The sequence below is a fragment of the Jiella sp. M17.18 genome (assembly GCF_041027365.1).
Classification (GTDB): Bacteria; Pseudomonadota; Alphaproteobacteria; order Rhizobiales; family Rhizobiaceae; genus VKMB-3413.
This window is the reverse complement of record NZ_JBFTEH010000003.1, coordinates 327,870-346,046: the sequence shown is the minus strand read 5'-3', so window position 1 is coordinate 346,046 and position 18,177 is coordinate 327,870. Positions and strand designations below refer to the sequence as shown.

19 protein-coding genes are annotated in these 18,177 nt (G+C 68.3%); 12 read left to right on the top strand and 7 right to left on the bottom strand.

Translation table 11 applies throughout. The features are described from left to right. Positions 1–27: 27 nt before the first annotated feature. Positions 28–714 (bottom strand): DUF1223 domain-containing protein, encoded by a 687-nt coding sequence (locus AB5S17_RS08040; RefSeq protein ID WP_369237996.1) that lies wholly within the window; start codon positions 712–714, stop codon positions 28–30. Between the two features lie 118 nt (positions 715–832). Here AB5S17_RS08040 and AB5S17_RS08035 point away from each other — a divergent pair, with 118 nt between their 5' ends. Both AB5S17_RS08035 and AB5S17_RS08030 read left to right on the top strand, forming a co-directional pair. Continuing rightward, a complete protein-coding gene (locus tag AB5S17_RS08035) occupies positions 833–1,315 on the top strand; it encodes a hypothetical protein (protein WP_369237994.1) in 483 nt (160 codons plus the stop codon). A 148-nt stretch (positions 1,316–1,463) separates the two neighbouring features. Beyond that, entirely contained in the window at positions 1,464–1,682 is a 219-nt protein-coding gene (locus tag AB5S17_RS08030; RefSeq protein ID WP_369237992.1) for a BrnA antitoxin family protein, read from the top strand. 36 nt (positions 1,683–1,718) lie between these two features. Here the strand turns inward: AB5S17_RS08030 and AB5S17_RS08025 are convergent, their stop codons facing one another. After that, positions 1,719–2,396: an OmpW family protein gene (locus AB5S17_RS08025; RefSeq protein ID WP_369237990.1), complete on the bottom strand. Its 678-nt coding sequence runs from the start codon at positions 2,394–2,396 to the stop codon at positions 1,719–1,721. Positions 2,397–2,624: 228 nt separating this feature from the next. Between AB5S17_RS08025 and AB5S17_RS08020 the strand changes: the two genes are divergently transcribed. After that, positions 2,625–3,287 carry a glutathione S-transferase family protein gene (locus AB5S17_RS08020; RefSeq protein ID WP_369237988.1) on the top strand — a complete coding sequence of 221 codons (663 nt, stop codon included), beginning with the start codon at positions 2,625–2,627 and terminating at the stop codon, positions 3,285–3,287. Between the two features lie 75 nt (positions 3,288–3,362). Here AB5S17_RS08020 and AB5S17_RS08015 read toward each other — a convergent pair whose 3' ends face one another. After that, the gene (locus tag AB5S17_RS08015; RefSeq protein ID WP_369237986.1) at positions 3,363–3,914 is read right to left on the bottom strand and encodes a hypothetical protein; all 552 of its coding nucleotides are present in this window, start codon (positions 3,912–3,914) and stop codon (positions 3,363–3,365) included. 129 nt (positions 3,915–4,043) lie between these two features. Here AB5S17_RS08015 and thrC point away from each other — a divergent pair, with 129 nt between their 5' ends. The 4 genes from thrC (at position 4,044) to AB5S17_RS07995 (ending at position 10,351) form a co-directional block, all read left to right on the top strand. Beyond that, positions 4,044–5,453, top strand: coding sequence for a threonine synthase (thrC, locus tag AB5S17_RS08010; RefSeq protein ID WP_369237984.1), 1,410 nt, complete (start codon positions 4,044–4,046; stop codon positions 5,451–5,453). After that, a complete protein-coding gene (locus tag AB5S17_RS08005) occupies positions 5,450–6,763 on the top strand; it encodes a M16 family metallopeptidase (protein WP_369237982.1) in 1,314 nt (437 codons plus the stop codon). The genes thrC and AB5S17_RS08005 overlap by 4 nt, the downstream gene beginning before the upstream one ends. Before the next feature lie 10 nt (positions 6,764–6,773). Then, positions 6,774–7,397, top strand: a complete 624-nt coding sequence (locus tag AB5S17_RS08000) for a GNAT family N-acetyltransferase (protein WP_369237980.1) — start codon at positions 6,774–6,776, stop codon at positions 7,395–7,397. A gap of 104 nt (positions 7,398–7,501) precedes the next feature. Further along, a complete protein-coding gene (locus AB5S17_RS07995; protein ID WP_369238340.1) occupies positions 7,502–10,351 on the top strand; it encodes an EAL domain-containing protein in 2,850 nt (949 codons plus the stop codon). A gap of 21 nt (positions 10,352–10,372) precedes the next feature. Here AB5S17_RS07995 and AB5S17_RS07990 read toward each other — a convergent pair whose 3' ends face one another. Continuing rightward, positions 10,373–10,987 (bottom strand): YqgE/AlgH family protein, encoded by a 615-nt coding sequence (locus AB5S17_RS07990; RefSeq protein WP_369237978.1) that lies wholly within the window; start codon positions 10,985–10,987, stop codon positions 10,373–10,375. A 182-nt stretch (positions 10,988–11,169) separates the two neighbouring features. Here AB5S17_RS07990 and AB5S17_RS07985 point away from each other — a divergent pair, with 182 nt between their 5' ends. The 5 genes from AB5S17_RS07985 (at position 11,170) to AB5S17_RS07965 (ending at position 16,922) form a co-directional block, all read left to right on the top strand. After that, positions 11,170–12,024 carry a protein-disulfide reductase DsbD domain-containing protein gene (locus AB5S17_RS07985; RefSeq protein WP_369237976.1) on the top strand — a complete coding sequence of 285 codons (855 nt, stop codon included), beginning with the start codon at positions 11,170–11,172 and terminating at the stop codon, positions 12,022–12,024. 96 nt (positions 12,025–12,120) lie between these two features. Then, positions 12,121–12,606, top strand: a complete 486-nt coding sequence (locus tag AB5S17_RS07980; protein WP_369237974.1) for a peroxiredoxin — start codon at positions 12,121–12,123, stop codon at positions 12,604–12,606. A gap of 230 nt (positions 12,607–12,836) precedes the next feature. After that, a complete protein-coding gene (locus tag AB5S17_RS07975; protein ID WP_369237972.1) occupies positions 12,837–14,099 on the top strand; it encodes a urate hydroxylase PuuD in 1,263 nt (420 codons plus the stop codon). Then, complete coding sequence (gene guaD, locus AB5S17_RS07970; RefSeq protein WP_369237970.1) at positions 14,096–15,505, top strand: guanine deaminase; 1,410 nt, start codon at positions 14,096–14,098, stop codon at positions 15,503–15,505. The genes AB5S17_RS07975 and guaD overlap by 4 nt, the downstream gene beginning before the upstream one ends. Positions 15,506–15,884: 379 nt before the next feature. After that, positions 15,885–16,922, top strand: coding sequence for a M42 family metallopeptidase (locus AB5S17_RS07965; RefSeq protein ID WP_369237968.1), 1,038 nt, complete (start codon positions 15,885–15,887; stop codon positions 16,920–16,922). A gap of 67 nt (positions 16,923–16,989) precedes the next feature. Here AB5S17_RS07965 and AB5S17_RS07960 read toward each other — a convergent pair whose 3' ends face one another. Genes AB5S17_RS07960 through AB5S17_RS07950 form a run of 3 tightly spaced genes read right to left on the bottom strand, consistent with a single transcriptional unit; the run spans position 16,990 to position 17,954 of the window. Continuing rightward, entirely contained in the window at positions 16,990–17,355 is a 366-nt protein-coding gene (locus tag AB5S17_RS07960) for a gamma-butyrobetaine hydroxylase-like domain-containing protein (RefSeq protein WP_369237966.1), read from the bottom strand. A 9-nt stretch (positions 17,356–17,364) separates the two neighbouring features. Next, entirely contained in the window at positions 17,365–17,694 is a 330-nt protein-coding gene (locus tag AB5S17_RS07955; RefSeq protein ID WP_369237964.1) for a type II toxin-antitoxin system PemK/MazF family toxin, read from the bottom strand. Beyond that, a complete protein-coding gene (locus AB5S17_RS07950; protein ID WP_369237962.1) occupies positions 17,694–17,954 on the bottom strand; it encodes an antitoxin in 261 nt (86 codons plus the stop codon). Before AB5S17_RS07950 ends, AB5S17_RS07955 begins: the two co-directional genes overlap by 1 nt. Positions 17,955–18,177: the final 223 nt, after the last annotated feature.

Here is an 18,177-nt window from a genome sequence, read left to right as displayed (position 1 = left end):
CCCGCGGCAAAGGACGCCGCCCGCGCCTCAGCGCGCCGCCGCGCCGAGGATCGGCCCCGGCCGGCTCTGGCTGCCGGCCTGCAGGATGACCGCGCAGGCATCGGCGCCTTTCGCCGCGCCGCAGGCGCCGAGCGCGTAGGTCGCCGGCTTGCCGCTCCACTGGCCGATGAGGGTCATGCCGCGCACGGCGTTGACGTAGGTGACGCTGGAGCCGGCGTTCTCGCCGCGGCCGATCGGGACGGTCGCCGCGCTGATATAGTCGATGCGCCAGAGCGCGCCGGAGCCCTGTCCGGGGCCGACCAAAACCTTGCCGCCGGAAATTGCGACGGAAACCGGCAGCGGCGTCTCCGCCATCATCCGGCTGATCGCCCGCCCGTTCGAGCCGACGGCAAGCCCCTGACCGTCGACCACCGCCTGCGGCGTATAGACCTGCCCGTCGCCGCGCTCCTGAGCATAGGCGCGCTGGCGGGCGGAAAAGGCCGGCGATCCCAGCGTGTCCTTCCAGCCCAGCCGGTCCCAGTAGTCGACATGCAGGCCGAGGGCGAGCACGGCCGGATCGGCGGCGATCCGCCGCAGCACGGCATCGGCCGGCGGGCAGGACGAGCAGCCCTGGCTGGTGAACAGCTCGACGACATGGCGGGTCTCGGCTTTGGCGGCGATCGGTGCGAGAACGAGGGTCGAAACGAGCGCTGCGAAACATAACTTGGTCTTCATTGGTATCTCCTCCGCTGGAGGAGTATTCGCGGCAGACGCCCGTTTGATTACATCTCCTCGTCCGGTCGAGCGGCGAGTTCGCGAACCTCCCCGATCCGCCTGAAAGTGAAGATCCGCGATGGGAACAGTGCTGCGTTTTCTCTTCGTCATTCCCATCGGCTACATCGCCGCGTGCCTGACGGCGGCTTTCGCGCTGCTGTGGCCGTTCATCCGGGTCAACGGCGCGGAGCTGCACGACCCGGTCTTCCTGGCGCACGCCGTCTTCTTCTTCTCGGCCCAGGCCGTTCAGGTCGGGGCGGTGGCGATCGGGCCCTGGCTGGTGTTCATGGTGCTGACGGAGATCTTCGGCCTCGACTCCGTGCTTCTCCACATCACCGCCGGCCTGATCGGCGGCGTCGCCATCCTGTTCGCCGCCTACGGCACCAACGTGCCGCATATGAGCGTCCAGACGGCCATCATCGTCGCCGCGCTGTGTTTCGCGCTCGTCTACTGGATCATCGCCGGGCACGCCGCGGGCGGCTGGCGCAAGCGCCGCGATCCCGGGCAGCCGCCCCCGCTGCCGCGGGTGCGCGAGCGATCGTCGCCGCGCGATCCCGACTGACCGGCGCACCCGCGCATTCGCAGCACCCGCGTCTCCTGCTACGCTGCGCTCAGCTCCTGCGAACGGTGACGCTCGCAATCTCCAGCCTCGCCTGACTGGCGGCCACAGGCCTGCCTTTCCGGCTCATGCTCCAGAAGGACCGCCTCCCATGGCCAGACGCCCCACCGATCCCCGCGCCGCGGCCGAAGCCGCCTTCAAGGCCGCGACCACCCCGACCGACCGCGTCAAGGAGGCATCGGCCATTCCCGGTGCCAGGGAGCTGGTCTCGCTGCGGATCGACCGCGACGTGCTGGAGCGCTTCCAGGAGGACGGGCCGGGCTGGCAGGAGCGGATCAACGCGGCTCTGCGCCGCGCTGCCGGCCTCTGATCCAGCGGGCGCGTCCTCCGGGAACGGTCGCCCGCGTCAGAAGCGGTAGGTGATGCCCGTGCCGATCAGCCAGGGATCGAGGTCGGCCTTGCCGTGCAGCCTGTTGCCGCCGACGGTGACGTCGAAGTCCGGTCGCAGGAAGAGCTTCTTGACGTCGACGTTCCAGCCCCAGTTGTCGTCGATCATGTAGTCGAAGCCGACCTGCAGCGCGGCGCCGAAGGAGTTCTTGATGTCGAGGTCGTCGGCGCTTCGACCTTTCTGGTTGTAGAAGATCGTATAGTTCACGCCGGCGCCGACATAGGGCTTGAACCGCCCGAAATCGTTGAAGTGGTACTGCAGCGTCAGCGTCGGCGGCAGGATCCAGGTCTTGCCGACCGTGCCGAGGCCGGCGATCGAGCCCTTGCCTTTGACGTCCGCATAGGTCGTGCCGAGGATCAGCTCGGCGGCGATGGCGTCGGTGAAGAAGTAGGAGATGTCGAGTTCCGGGACGACCGTATCCGAATAGGAAAGGTCGGATCCGTCGACGCCGTCGACCCGGCCGGAGTCCCGTGTGATCACGCCGAGGCCGCGCAGCCGCACCTGCCAGGGGCTCTGCGCCTCCTTGACCCTGACGCCGCCGAGATCGTAGTCCGCCGCGCGAGCAGCCTCGCCCGGCGTGACGAAGACCGCGCCAATCGCCGCCGCGAGCCGCACCGCAATTCCTGCCTTTTTCATTTCCGTTTCTCTTCACCCTGCGAGGAAATTTGACAGGGGAGCCTTAGGATCGTCGGAGGCGGGCCCGATTGATCCAGATCAAATGCAGCACCGCCTCGGGAAGAGCCGGAGCGAGAAGCCGCAACTGTTGCGGATGCGCCGCACCCGCTGTCGCGCCAGGTGCCCGATTGCGCGGGGCAGCGCCCGATCTATGTTCGGGGCGGCTCCAGCGGCGAAGGACGGATCCCGGTGCTCACCATCCATCACCTCAACAACTCCCGCTCGCAGCGCGTGCTCTGGCTGCTCGAGGAGCTGGAGGCGCCCTACGAGGTCCGGCACTATCAGCGCGGCAAGGACATGCAGGCGCCGCCCGAGCTGAAGGAGATCCATCCGCTCGGCAAGTCGCCCGTCCTGACCGATGGCGGCCGCACCATCGCCGAGACCGGCGCGATCGTCGAATACATCCTGTCGCGCCACGACCCGTCGGACCGGATGATGCCGCCGCGCGATTCGGACGACTACTGGACCGCGCGGCACTTCCTGCACTACGCTGAGGGCTCGGCGATGCCGCCGCTGTTCCTGATGCTGGTCCTGCAGATGATCCCGGACCGGGCGCCGTTCTTCGCCAAGCCGATCCTCAAGGCCTCGATGGAGAAGGTGGACGAGCTGCTGGTGCGCCCGCAGCTCGCTCTGCACATGGACCATTGGGAGGCGTCGATCGGCGACAGCGGCTGGTTCGCCGGGCCCGACCTGTCGGTCGCCGACATCATGATGAGCTTCCCGGTCGAGACCGCCGGCAAGCGCTTCGGCTATGACGGCCGGCCGAAGCTGCGCGACTTCCTGCAGCGGATCCACGAGCGTCCGGCCTACCGCCGCGGCTTGAAACGCGGCGGCCCCTACGCCTACGCCTGATCCGTCCCGCGGCTCCCGAGGCCTGGCGGATGCCGGGCCTGCGGGTACGCCGCCAGAACCGGTCTTACGCCGGCGCTACTTGGCCGCCGGTGCCCCGTCGTCGAAGCCGGTGAAGATGTGGATGTCCTTCTCCGTCGGAACCGGAAGCACGATCTTGTTGTCGACATAGCTGAAGGAGTGGGCGACGCCGCCCTTCTCGACCGGCACGGAGAGCTTGCCGAGGGCCGAGTAGACGACGTCCTGGCCGCGCGTGACGGCGACCCGGATCGGCAGGGAGACGCTACGCGAGGTCGCCGCGGGACCCGGCATCATGCGGCCGATGACGCCGACGACGATGTGGAACTGGCCGTCGACGATCCGGCAGTCGCGGGTGACGCTCTGGATCGAGGCCTGGTAGTCGATCTTGTCCGCGACCATCTTGGTCAGGATGGAGGTGCCCTCGCGCAGCGTGACCTGCGGGCAGTACATGGCTTCGCCGCCCTGCGCATGCTCGGCATAGGCCGGCTTGGTCAGCGCGGCGTCCGGCGTCGACAGGTCCCCCCCGGCCTGATCCGTCGACGTGCAGCTCGACAAAAGCACGATCGCGCCACAGAGCGCCGCCCCCCTCAGGGCCATCACCATATGCATCGCTCGGTTCTTCCCTTAATGTGACGGGCCGTTCTATATCAGCCCAAGACGGGTTAGGCGACCGACGGGCCTCGACGCAAGGCAGGTCGCCGGGCTTTCCGGCCCGATCCGACACGAAGTGGAGACGACGTGAGGTATGTGAGTTCGCGGGGGGAGGCTCCGCTTCTCGGTTTCGCCGACGCGCTTCTGGCGGGCCTGGCGAGCGATGGCGGGCTGTATGTCCCCGAGACCTGGCCGCAGCTGTCGCCGGAGACCATCCGCGGTTTCGCAGGACGTCCCTATCCCGAAGTCGCCTTCGAGATTCTGTTGCCCTTCGTCGGCGACGACATTCCGGCCGCTGCCCTGAAGCGGATGATCGAGGCGGCCTATGCCACCTTCCCGCATCCGGCGGTGGCGCCGCTGGTCCAGATCGGGCCGGCGCATTTCGTGCTGGAGCTGTTCCACGGCCCGACGCTCGCCTTCAAGGACGTCGCCATGCAGCTGATCGCCCGGCTGATGGACCATGTGCTCGCCGAGCGGAACGCCCGCGCGACGATCGTCGGCGCGACCTCGGGCGATACCGGCGGCGCGGCGATCGCGGCCTTCGCCGGATCGCGGCGCACCGACCTCTTCATCCTGTTTCCGCACGGCCGCGTCTCGCCGGTGCAGCAGCGGCAGATGACGACGTCGGGCGCCGACAACGTCCATGCGGTCGCGGTGGACGGCACGTTCGACGACTGCCAGGCGCTGGTCAAGGCGATGTTCAACGACGCCCGCTTCCGCGAGCGCTCGCGCCTGTCCGGCGTCAACTCGATCAACTGGGGCCGGATCATGGCCCAGATCGTCTACTACTTCACCGCCGCCGCCAGCCTCGGAGCGCCGGAGCGGACCGTCTCCTTCACCGTGCCGACCGGCAATTTCGGCGACATCTTCGCCGGCTATGCCGCCAAGCGCATGGGCCTGTCGGTCGACAGACTGATCATCGCGACCAATCAGAACGACATCCTGTCCCGCACGCTCGCCACCGGGCGCTACGAGACCGGCGCCCTGCACGCGACCATGTCGCCCTCGATGGACATCCAGGTTTCCTCCAACTTTGAGCGGCTGCTGTTCGAAGCCGGTGGCCGCGACGCCGGCTTGGTGCGGACGATGATGCAGGGGCTGGCGCAGTCCGGCAGCTTCACCCTTCCCGAACCGCTCCTCGAAGCGATCCGGGCGGAATTCGTGGCGGGCGCCAGCGACGAGCAGGCCACCGCCGAAACGATCCGCCGGACGCTCGACACCACCGCATACCTCCTCGACCCGCACACCGCTGTCGGCGTTGGGGTCGCGGAGAGGCATCTCGGCAAGGCGCCCATGATCACCCTCGGCACCGCCCATCCGGCCAAGTTCCCGGCTGCGGTCGAGGCCGCCGCCGGCGTCTCTCCCGCCCTGCCGCCGAGCCATGCGGACCTGATGCAGAAGCGGGAGCGCTTCGATCGACTGGCCGCCGACCTCGAAGCAGTCGAATCTTACATCTCGGCGCGCTCGCGCGCCGTATCAGCGGGGGCCGAGGCATGAGCGTCGACATCACGCGCCTGTCCAACGGGCTGACCATCGCCACCGAAACCATGCCGACGCTCGAAAGCGCGGCGCTCGGCATCTGGGTAAAGGCCGGCGCGCGCGACGAGAGCGAGCGCGAGCACGGCATCGCCCATCTCCTCGAGCACATGGCGTTCAAGGGCACCAGCCGGCGCTCGGCCCGGCAGATCGCCGAGGAGATCGAGGACGTCGGCGGCGACCTCAATGCCGCGACCAGCGTCGAGTCGACCTCCTATTACGCCCGCGTCCTGAAGGACGACGTGCCGCTGGCGCTCGACATCCTGACCGACATCCTTATCGATTCGCGCTTCGACGAAGCCGAGCTCGAGCGCGAGCAGCAGGTCATCCTGCAGGAGATCGGCGCGGCGGAGGACACACCGGACGACATCGTCTTCGACCACTTCCAGGAGACCGCCTATCGCGGCCAGATCATCGGCCGGCCGATCCTCGGTACCCGGAAGACGGTGAAGTCCTTCACGCCGGACGATCTGAGGACCTATCTCGCCCGGCACTACGCGCCGGACAAGATGGTGATCTCCGCCGCCGGCGCGGTGTCGCACCAGGCGATCGTCGACCAGGTGACAGCGATCTTCGGCAAGGGCAAGCCCGAGGCGCTGCCCGAGATTGCCGAGCCGCGCACGGCCGCCTCCTATCTCGGCGGCGAGTTCCGCCAGAGCCGCGACCTTGCGGACGCGCAGATGGTGCTCGGCTTCGAGGGGCGGCCCTATTACGCCCGCGATTTCTACGCCTCGCAGATCCTCTCGCTGATCCTCGGCGGCGGGATGTCCTCGCGGCTGTTCCAGGAAGTGCGCGAGCGCCGCGGCCTCTGCTACGCGATCTACGCCTTCCACTGGAGCTTCTCCGACACCGGCATCTTCGGCGTTCATGCCGCCACCGGCGAGGAGGAGCTCGCCGAACTCGGTCCCGTCATCATCGACGAGCTGATCCAGGCCGCGCAGGGCATCGACGAGAAGGAGGTGACGCGGGCGCGGGCGCAGATGCGCGCCAACCTCCTGATGTCGCAGGAAAGCCCCGCCGCACGTGCGGGCCAGATCGCGCGCCAGCTGCTGTTCAACGAGAAGATCATCCCGAACGAGGAACTGATCTCGCGGCTCGACGCCATCGACGCGCCGCGGCTCGCCGGTCTCGCCGAGCGGATCTTCCTCGGATCGCAGCCGACGCTGGCGGCGATCGGGCCGGTCGACCGGCTGCCGGGGGTCGACGCGATGGTCGAGCGACTCGGCTCCGCCAACGGCGCGGCCGCCCCCAGAGCCGCGTCCGGGCGGTGATCGCCCGGCGATGAGCTTCATCGACCACATCGGACGTCCGCCGCTCCCGGGCCTGACCGGCGAGGGGATCGTGCTGCGCATGCCGCGCCGCGGCGACTTCGCCGCCTGGCGCGACCTTCGCGCCGACAGCCGCGACTTCCTGAAGCCATGGGAGCCGCTCTGGACGATGGACGAGCTCTCCTGGGCGGCCTATCGCCAGCGCATCCGGCGCTACAATCAGGAAGCGCGCGACGGCACGGGCTTCACCTTCTTCCTGTTCGACGAGGCCGGAACGACCCTCTATGGCGGCATCACCGTCGGCCATATCCGGCGCGGGGTCGCGCAATGCTGCACGCTCGGCTACTGGATGGGCGAGCGCTATGCGGGGCTGGGGCTGATGTTCAAGGCGGTCGAGACCATCAAGATGTTCGTCTTCGACCTCGAGGGCCTGCACCGCATCGAAGCCGCGTGCCTGCCGACCAATGCCCGCTCGATCGGCCTCCTGGAGAAGTGCGGGTTCAAGCGCGAGGGGCTGTTGCGGAACTATCTGAAGATCGCCGGGCGGTGGGAGGATCATTGCCTCTATGCGCTGCTTGCCGAAGAATGGTCGTCTTCCAAGGCTAGCTCGCGCGTCCGCGCCGCGGCCCCGGCCTGAGGGGGCCGGTCTTGGGGGTGGCGATCAGGCGTCGGTGGGGCTGGCAAGACAGCATGCATTCTCTGTTCGGGCGGGCGATCGTCCTGTCTTTCATCGTCGTGGTGATGGCGCTGGCGGGGTTCGGCGCGCCGGCGGCGCATGCCCTTGAACCGGTGAGCGTCTCCGGTGACGACGCCGCCGTCGACCTGAAGCCGGCGACCGACATCTATCGCAACCAGGGGCACAGCTTTCAGGTGGCGACCGTCCCCGGGGCGGACGGCATCGTGCGACGGATCGAGGTCGAGGCGAAGTCGCCGCAGGCTTCCGGCAACTGGGCCGTCTTCGCGCTCGCCAACAATTCCGACGACCAGATCGACCGACTGGTCGTGGTGCCGCATTTCCGCCTCGTCGGCTCCGGCCTGCTCTGGCCGGACCTCGGCTCGCAGCGCATCGCCGCGATCACGCCGAGCCAGGGCTTCGCGCTGGAGCGCCAGCCGAGTACCGAGGCGGACGTCTTCCTGGTGACGCTCGATCCCGGCTCGGTCGTCACCTTCGTCGCCGAGATGACCTCGCCGACCCTGCCGGACATCCGGCTGTGGGAGCCGAACGCCTACAAGGACACGATCAACGCCTTCACGCTCTATCGCGGCATCGTGCTCGGCATCGCTGGCCTGCTGGCGGTGTTCCTGACGATCCTCTTCGTGGTGAAGGGTTCGGCGATGTTCCCGGCCGCCGCAGCGCTCGCCTGGGCGGTGCTCGGCTACATCTGCATCGACTTCGACTTCTGGCAGAAGCTCGTGCCGCTGGCGCCCGGGCAGGAACAGGTATGGCGGGCGGGGACGGAAGTCGCCCTCGCCTTCTCCCTGGCGATCTTCCTCTTCGCCTATCTCCACATCAATCGCTGGCACCGGGCGCTGTCGATCTCGCTGGTCCTGTGGCTGCTGCTCCTCGCCGGTCTCGGCGCCGCCGCGGTGTTCGATCCGGTGGTCGCCTCCGGCATCGCGCGGCTGTCGCTGGCTGCGACCGCCGGCATCGGGCTGGCGCTCATCGTCGGCCTCTCGCTGCACGGCTTCGACCGGGCGGTGATGCTGATCCCGACCTGGTGCCTGATCATCCTGTGGCTCGTCGCGGCGTACATGACCGTGACCGGGCGGATCGACAACGACATCATCCAGCCGGCGCTCGGCGGCGGCCTGGTGCTGATCGTGCTGCTCATCGGCTTCACCGTAATGCAGCATGCCTTTGCCGGCGGCACCTTCGCGCAGGGGCTGCTCTCCGACATGGAGCGCCGCGCCCTGGCGCTGGCCGGCACCGGCGACGCCGTCTTCGACTGGGACGTGTCGCGCGACCGGATCTTCGCCGGCGCCGACGGCGAGGCCCTCGCGGGCATGCCGATCGCCTCGATGAACGGGCCGGCGCGCGACTGGCTGCCGATCCTCCACCCCGACGACCGCGACCGCTTCAAGCTGACGCTCGACACCATCCTCGAACACCGGCGCGGGCGGATCGCACAGGAATTCCGGCTGCGCGACGAGGACGGGCACTATCACTGGGTCTCGCTGCGCGCGCGGCCGGTGCTGGGCTCTGACGGCGAGGTGGTCCGCTGCGTCGGCACGCTGAAGGACGTCACCGACGTGAAGAAGGCCGAGGAGCGGCTGCTGCACGACGCCCTGCACGACCAGCTGACCGGCCTGCCGAACCGCGAACTCTTCATGGACCGGCTGCAGGCGATCGGCGTCCTCGCCGACGCGCGCTCGGACGTCCATCCGACGATCTTCGTCATCGACATCGACCGCTTCAAGCAGGTCAACGACGATTTCGGCATCGCCACCGGCGACACCATCCTGCTCACCGTCGGACGGCGGCTGAAGCGCATCCTGAAGCCGCAGGATTCGCTCGCCCGGCTCGGCAGCGACCAGTTCGGCCTGATCCTCGTCTCGGAGGCGGACGTCGCGGCCATCGCCACCTTCGCCGAAACGCTGCGCGAGGCGATCAAGGCGCCGATCGGGTTGGCGGGCCGCGAGATCATCCTCACCGGCTCGATCGGCCTGTCTGGGTGGACGGAGCAGGCGATGCCCGAGGAGGTGCTGAAGGAGGCCGAGCTCGCCATGTACCAGGCGAAGCGCTTCGGCGGCGACCGCATCGAGCCCTTCCGCCCGTCCTACAAGACCATCGGCTCGGGCCGCCTGCAGCTGGAGTCTGACCTGCGCCGAGCCTTCGAGCGCGGCGAAATGTCGCTGGCCTTCCAGCCGATCGTGCGGCTCGACGGTGAGGCCATCGCCGGCTTCGAGGCGCTGATGCGCTGGGAGCATCCCAAGCGCGGCGCGATCTCGCCGGGAGAGTTCGTCCCCGTCGCCGAGAGCACGGGGCTGATCGTCCAGCTCGGCCAGTTCGCCCTGGAGGAAGCCGCCAAACGGCTGAGCGACCTGCAGCGGCTGACCGGCGACACCGACCTCTTCATGTCGGTCAACATCTCCTCGAGCCAGCTCATCCGCCAGGATCTCATCGCCGACGTGAAGGCGGTGATCGAGCGCTACCGGCTTCCGCCGGCGGCGCTGAAGCTGGAGCTGACGGAATCGCTGGTCATGGACAATCCGGAGCGCTCGGCCCAGCTTCTCGCGCGGCTTCGCCAGCTCGGCGTCGGCCTGTCGCTCGACGATTTCGGCACGGGCTATTCCTCGCTCGCCTATCTCCTCCGCTTCCCGTTCGACACCTTGAAGATCGACCAGTCCTTCCTGCGCAACAGCAACAACCAGCCGCAGCGCCCGATCATCCTCCACTCGATCGTGACGATGGCGCACGATCTGGGGCTGAAGGTCGTGGCGGAAGGGGTGGAGAGCGATCTGGACATCGTCCAGCTGCGGCAGCTCAACTGCGAATACGCCCAGAGCTTCGCCTTCTCTCCGCCGCTGAGCATCGACGCGGTGACGCGGCTCCTGCAGGACCGGATGAACGGGATGAAACGGGCGAGCTGACGACGGCGAAGGCGAACGCCCTCAGGCGTGTCCCGCCTCGCCCGTCAGGAAGGCCGGCTCGATGCCGAGGAGGCCGAGGGCCCGGCGATACTTGGCGTCGAGGTCGACGTCGAAGACGATGCCGAGATCGGCCTTGCAGGTCAGCCAGCCGTTTGCCGCGATCTCGCTTTCGAGCTGGCCCGGCGCCCAGCCGGAATAGCCGAGCGCCATGATCGCGGTGCGCGGGCCGATGCCCTGCGACAGGGCCTTCAGGATATCCAGCGTCGGTGTCAGCGAGATGTTGTCGGCGACCGGGACGGTGGACTCGGAATCGTAGTCGTCGGAGTGGAGGACGAAGCCGCGGCCCTTCTCGACGGGACCGCCCATGCACACCGACACCTCGCGCCCGCCTTCCGGCAGGCGGATGTCGTCCTCGCTCTCGACGATGCCGATCTGCGTCAGGAGCGCCGGGAAATCCATCGGCTGCGCCTTGTTGATGATGAAGCCCATCGCCCCGTTCGGCGAATGGGCACAGAGATAGATGACGGTCCGCGCGAAGGGCTCGTCGCTGATGTTGGGCATCGCGATCAGGAAGTGGCCTTCCAGGGAATGCGCCACCCCTTCATGTTCGGTATCGAGATCGAGATCCACGTCCATGTCACCTCGGCATTGGGCCTGCCGCACACATTCTGGTCACGACAAGGTGGCATCGACTCCGCCGACTTGCCAGAGCAGAATTGTCACGTCTCCTTCAGATAATGCGGAAGAAGCCGGGGCGATGCCAGTCGAAGGTGCCAACATTGATTATGCAGCTAATGTCGTCGGCGCGGCGCGGTGAGATGCAGACGCCCGGATGGTTTTCCGCCCTTGCGGATATCCGGCGGACCGGCCTGTCGGTCCTTGCGGCATCCGGACTGCTCGTGGCCGCATCCGTGCCTGCCGCACGGGCCGACGAGGCGCCCGCGACGCTGCGCACAGATCAGGTGACGCTGCGTCTGGTGCGCGAGGCGCCGGCGGCGGACGGGTCGGTGCGCGGCGCGCTCGACATCGACCTGGCGCCCGGCTGGAAGACCTATTGGACCGATCCCGGCGCTGCCGGCATTCCGCCGACCATCGACTTTTCGAAGACCGGCAACCTCGCGAAGGCCGATCTGCGGCTGCCGGCGCCGCGCCGGTTCGGCGAAGGATTCGGCCGCTCGAACGGCTATGAGCGGCCGATCGCCGCAGCCTTCACCCTGACGCCGAAGAAGGGCGCGGCGATCGGCACGGTGACGGCCTCCGTCATGCTCGGCGTCTGCCACGACATCTGCATTCCCGTCCAGGCGACCCTGACGGCGAAGCCGTCGGACGATCCGCAGGCCGTTCAGGCCGCCTTCGCGGGCCTGCCGAAGCCGAACGGCACCGGCGCGACGATCGGGCCGGCGACGGCGGGTCCCAAGGCGGACACGCTGCGGATTCCGGTCGAGGCGCCGGCCGATGGCGGCAGGCCCGATCTCTTCGTTAGCGAACCGGGCGGCTGGTACTTCGACGAGCCGGCCGCGCCGGAGCGCGACGGCGGCGCCTATGTCTTCACCGTCCCCGTCCTGGAGCGCCCGCCGGGCGCGACCGGCGCGCCGGCACGCGTCGACGCGATCTTCACCGCCGGCAGGACCGCGGTCGAGGCGGATGGCCTGAGCGTCGGCGCCGGCTCCTGAGGCGCTGGACAAAGTCCGCCGGAATGCCACATGCCGGTGTCGACGGCCGGGGTGGCCGGATGCCGCCGCAGGCGGCCAACGCTTGGGGATGACGAAATGACGATAAGCGTGGGCGAAAAGATCCCGAACGCGACCTTGAAGACCAAGACGGAGGACGGACCGAAGGACCTGTCGACCGGCGACATCTTCTCCGGCAAGAAGGTGGTGCTCTTCGGCGTGCCCGGCGCCTTCACGCCGACCTGCTCGATGAACCACCTGCCGGGCTTCATCACCCATAACGACGAGATCCGCGCCAAGGGCGTCGACACCATCGCCGTCGTCGCGGTCAACGACGTCTTCGTCATGAACGCCTGGGAGAAGGCGAGCGGCGCCGACGGCAAGATCCTCTTCCTCTCCGACGGCAACGGCGAATTCGCCCGGGCGCTCGGCCTCGACATCGACCTCTCGGTCGCCGGCCTCGGCGTGCGCTCCAAGCGCTTCTCGATGATCGTCGAGGACGGCGTGGTGAAGGCGCTGAACGTCGAGGAGTCGCCGGGCCAGGCCGACAAGTCGAGCGCAGAGGCCCTGCTCGAGCAGCTCTGAACCGCAATTCCGAGCGACGGACCCGCGGCGCCCGTCGCGGCAACGACACGAGCTTGAGATCCGACGCCGGCGAGGCCGTCCGTTCGCCGAAGTCGTTTACGAGCCGTCTGGCCTCCCCAGCGGTCCCGTACTACACCTGACCTGTCGTGCCGTTTCGCGGAGCCAGCCCGCGGGACGGCTTTCGCATGGCCGCGGCGCGTGCCGCGGGACTGTCAGGGAATGAACTGCCGATGTGGACCTATTTTGCCGAGTGGCTGAGCTTTGCGGTGCGCTGGATCCACGTCGTCACCGCCATCGCCTGGATCGGCTCGTCCTTCTACTTCATCGCCCTCGATCTCGGCCTCCGGCGCCGCCGCGCCCTGCCCGAGGGCGTCTCGGGCGAAGCCTGGCAGGTGCATGGCGGCGGCTTCTACCACATGCAGAAATACACACTGGCGCCGGCCGAGCTTCCGGACGAGCTGACCTGGTTCAAATGGGAGAGCTATTCGACCTGGCTGTCCGGCGCCGCGATGCTGATCCTCGTCTATTATCTCGGCGCGAGGCTCTTCCTGATCGATCCGGACAAGGTCGATCTCCCCGTCTGGGGCGCGATCGCCATCTCGATCGGCGGCCTCGCCCTTGGCTGGATCGTCTACGACTTCCTCTGCAAGTCGCCGCTGAAGAAGAACGACACGGCGCTCCTCGCCGTGCTCTTCGTCTATGTCGTCGCGGCGAGCTTTGGCTTCGACCAGGTATTCTCCGGCCGCGGCGCGATGCTCCACACCGGCGCGATGATCGCGACGATCATGACCGCCAACGTCTTCTTCATCATCATCCCGAACCAGACCATCGTCGTCGCCGACCTCAAGGCTGGCCGCACGCCCGAGGCGCGGCTCGGCAAGGAGGCCAAGCAGCGCTCGCTGCACAACAACTACCTGACGCTGCCCGTCGTCTTCCTGATGCTGTCCAACCACTACCCCCTCGCCTTCGCGACTGAGTGGAACTGGGCGATCGCCGGGCTGGTCCTGCTGATCGGCGCCGTGATCCGGCACTTCTTCAACACCATGCATGCGACGGGCCGGCAGCTCTGGTGGTGCTGGGTGGTGGCCGGCCTGCTCTTCGTCGCCGTCATCACGCTCTCCGGCGCGCCGGGCTGGCGGACTGCGGCCGCGCCACAGACCCGGGCCACGCATGAATGGACCGGCGATCCCGAGGTGGCGCTCGCCGCCTCCCCCTATTTCCAGGAGGCGGAGTCGATCGTCGCCTCGCGCTGCTCGATGTGCCACGCCAAGGAGCCGCTCTGGCCGGGGATGATCCACGCGCCGAAGAACATCCGGCTCGACACGGCCGACGCGATGATCCGCTATGCCAGCCTGATCGAGCGCCAGGCGGTTCGCAGCCACGCCATGCCGCCCGCCAACGTCTCGGGGATCGAGCCGTCCGAGCGGGCGCTGCTCGGCAAATGGATCGCGTCGGACTCCGGCCGCTACGACGCCGTGGCAGCCGGGCTATGAGCAGCGCCGCACAAAAGCCGCCGACCGGCAGCGCCGCGATCCGTGGCCGGCTCGTGTGGTTCGACGCCGACCCGGCGGAGGCATCGGAGGAGGACGCGGTCCGCTTCATCGAGGACGGCATCGTCCTCGTCGAGGACGGCGTCATCCGGGCCGTCGGCGAGGCGCCGGCGATGCTGCGCCAGCTGTCGCCGGGCACGCCGGTCGCCGACCACAGGCCGCATCTCGTCATGCCGGGCTTCATCGACCCGCATCTGCACATGCCGCAGACCCAGGTGATCGCCTCCTACGGCACCGAGCTGATGGAGTGGCTGGCGAAGTACACCTTCCCTGAGGAAAGCCGCTACGGAGATCCCGCCGTCGCCGAGGCCGCCTCGCGCTTCCTCCTCGACACGCTCGCCGCCAACGGCACGACGACCGCCGCGGTCTACTGCACCTCGCATCCGGAGAGCGTTTCCGCCTTCTTCACCGAGGCCGAGCGGCGGAACCTCCGCATGGTCGCCGGCAAGGTGATGATGGACCGCAACGCGCCGGAGACGCTGTGCGACACGCCGCAGGGCGGCTACGACCAGTCGAAGGCGCTGATCGCCGAATGGCACGGGCGGGGCCGGCTGGAATACGCCATCACCCCGCGCTTCGCCCCGACCTCCACCGAGGCGCAGCTGGAGGCGACGGCGGCGCTCGCGCGCGAGCATCCGGACCTGCCGATCCAGACGCATCTCTCTGAGAACCACTCGGAGATCGCCTTTGTCGCCGAGGCCTTCCCTTGGTCGAAGGACTACACCGACGTCTACGACCGCTACGGCCTCGTACGGCCCCGGGCGCTGTTCGGCCACTGCATCCATCTCTCGGCGCGCGAGCACGAGGCGCTGGCTGCGGGCGGGGCGACGGCGGTGTTCTGCCCGACGTCCAACCTCTTCCTCGGCTCCGGCCTGTTCGACCGCGCGACGGTGCGCGGTGCCGGCATCAGCGTCGGCATCGCCACCGACATCGGCGGCGGCACCAGCTATTCCATGCTGACGACGGCGGCGGAGGGCTACAAGGTGCTGGCGCTGCTCGGCCAGAAGCTGCCGGCCTTCGAGGCCTTCCACATGATGACGGCCGGCAATGCCCGGGCGATGGGGATCGCGGACAGGGTCGGCCGGATCGCGCCCGGGCTGGAGGCCGATCTCGTCGTGCTCGACTCCCGCGCCACCGCACCGCTGCGCCGCCGCATGGAGCGGGTGGAGACGCTCGCCGAGGAGCTGTTCGCGCTGATGGTCCTCGGCGACGAACGCACCACCGTCGCGACCTATGCGGCGGGGCGGCGCGTCTACGACCGCGCAAGTGCGACGCGGCGGCCGCTCGCGGCGAAGGCCGACAGCGCGCCGCTGACCAGCCCGCGCCAACCGGGCGGGGCGGATCAGTAGGCGCCAATCATCTTCGGCGTCGGCTCCCTACGGCGCCCCCCTCTGCCTGCCGGCATCTCCCCCACAAGGGGTGAGATCGATCCTGCGCGACTGTCTCCGCCAGCCTGCATACGAGCATGACTTGCGCATCCGGCGACGGAAAAGCGCCGTCGGCAACGCTGCTGATCTCCCCCCTCGTGGGGGAGATGTCCGGCAGGACAGAGGGGGGCGCGAAGGCCGCGGCCTATCCTGAACCCCGTCGCGGACCCAGCGGCGCCTGACGGGAAGGTGCCCGTCCCACCCGTTGGCAACTCCGCCGGAGCGGCATAGATCGGAGAACGTACGAACGGACGGGCCTCGCCCGCGCCAGGACATCCCACCCCAGAAGGACCGCGCCCTCGTGAACATCGACCTCCTGAAGCGCCTGTGCGAAACCCCGGGCGTGCCCGGCCGCGAGCACCGGATCCGCGACCTCATCCAGTCCGAGGCGGAAGGCCTCTTCGACGAGATCCGCATCGATGCGCTCGGCTCGCTGATCTGCACCCGCAAGGGCAAGGGCGAGAATCCGAAGAAGCTGATGCTCCTCTGCCATATGGACGAGATCGGCTTCCTGGTCTCCCACGTCACCGACAAGGGCTTCATCAACGTCGATCCGGTCGGCGGCTTCGACCCGCGCAACCTGTTCTCGCGCCGCGTCCTCGTCTGCACCGAGAACGGCGACCACAAGGGCGTGATGAACGCCGAGGGCAAGCCGATCCACATCCAGTCGCCCGAAGAGCGCAAGAAGATGCCGGAGCCGAACGAGTTCTTCGTCGACATCGGCCACGGCCCGGAGACCAAGACCCTCGTCCAGGTCGGCGACTATGTCGTGATGAACGAGCCCTTCGAGGAGATGGGCGAGAAGATCGTCTCCAAGGCGCTCGACAACCGCATCGCCTGCTGGCTCGGCCTCGAAGCCGTGCGCAAGCTCGTCGAGGACGGGCATACGCATGACTGCGAGGTCGTCGTCGCCTTCACCGCGCAGGAGGAAGTCGGCCTCAGGGGCGCCAAGACCGCCGCCTACGGCATTCAGCCGGACATCGGCATCGGCGTCGACACGACGCTTTCCTGCGACACGCCGGGCGTGCCGGACAAGGACCGCACGACGCTGCAGGGCGCGGGCTTCGGCCTCCACATGAAGGACGGCTCCTTCATCGCCGACATCGGCCTCGTGCGCGAGATCGAGGCGCTGGCGAAGGAGAAGGGGATTGCCTACCAGCGCACCATCCTGGCGCGCGGCGGTCAAGACGGCGCGGCGGTGCAGCAGGCGGCGGCGGGCTCGCGCGCCGTCGGCATCGTCGTCGGCACGCGCTACATCCACACTGTCGCCGAGATGATCGACAAGCGCGACCTTCAGGCCGCGCGCGAGATCCTGACCGCGATCATCGCCGCGCACTGACGGAAGCGGCGGGATGAGCCGGCGGGTGGGACCGGCGCACAGGCCGGTCTCTCCCGCCCCGCCCGTCTCACCGCTCGCGCTTCAGCCCCTTCGCCTGCAGTTCGGCGAGATAGCCCTGCCAGCGCTGGTCCTTCTCGCGGCCGAGTTCGGCGAGGTAGGACCAGGTGTAGATGCCGCTGTCGTGGCCGTCGGAAAAGACGATGCGAACGGCGTAATGGCCGATCGGCAGGACGTTGGCGATGGTCACGTCCTTCTTGCCGCCGACGGTCTTGCGCTGCTCCGGCGCGTGGCCCTGAACCTCCGCGGAGGGCGAGAGGACCCGCAGGAATTCGGCGGAAAACTCGTCGCGCGCTCCCCCTGGAAAGACCACCACGAGCATGCGGCGATCGGGGCTGACGCGCAGCTCCTCGGGTGCGGAAACACTCTGGCTCATGGGCGACACCTACTCGAAGATCGCGGCGACACGGGCGAGGACTTCATCGACGATGAAGGACGGGGCGTCCTCGCTCTTCTTCCCACCCCGGGCGCGCAGATCAAGCGTGCGCGGCTGATTGCACAAGACCACGCCCGTCGCATTCGTTCCGGCGCCGCTGAGCGAGACGGCAAAGCCTTGATGCCGGGCGCTGGCGCCGCCGGTCGTGATCGGGACGACGACGGCCATCCCCAGACGGTTGAACGCGTCTCCCGAAACGATCAGGACGTAGCGGGCTCCCTGCTGCTCATGGCCCTTCACCGGGTTCAGATCGCAGTGCCAGATCTCCCCGCGCCGCATCACAGGGCCTCGTCACCGGCCGGCGCATCGTCGAGCCACGCGCGGTCCTCCTCCGTAAGCGGCGCATCGGGATCGCACTGCGCCACGAGCTCCGCCAGCGTATAGCGCGGGCGCGCCGGCCGGACGGTCAGAACGCCGGTCGCTTCGTCGATCGACACGTCGACCGGGGACGAGGGTTGAAGCCGGGCGGCCTCGAGCATCGATGGCGGGATCGCGACCATGACGGAGCCGCCGACTTTGCGTAGCCGTGCCAAGGCCATCGGGATTGTCCTCGCGAAGAAGCGTCGCTGATGCAGCGATCGTGGGTTATATTTCTATATAACTGCCAATGTTTCAAGCGGGAGCAAGAGCGTCCGCCTCAACGGTGCTTCCGCGGCGGATTCATTCCTTCGTTGAATGGCTTGATTGGGAGAGGCCGCTTGACCGACCCGGCCCCGGCTTCCACATTCGGCACATGACCGAGCATCCGCCCCGCCTGCGCTA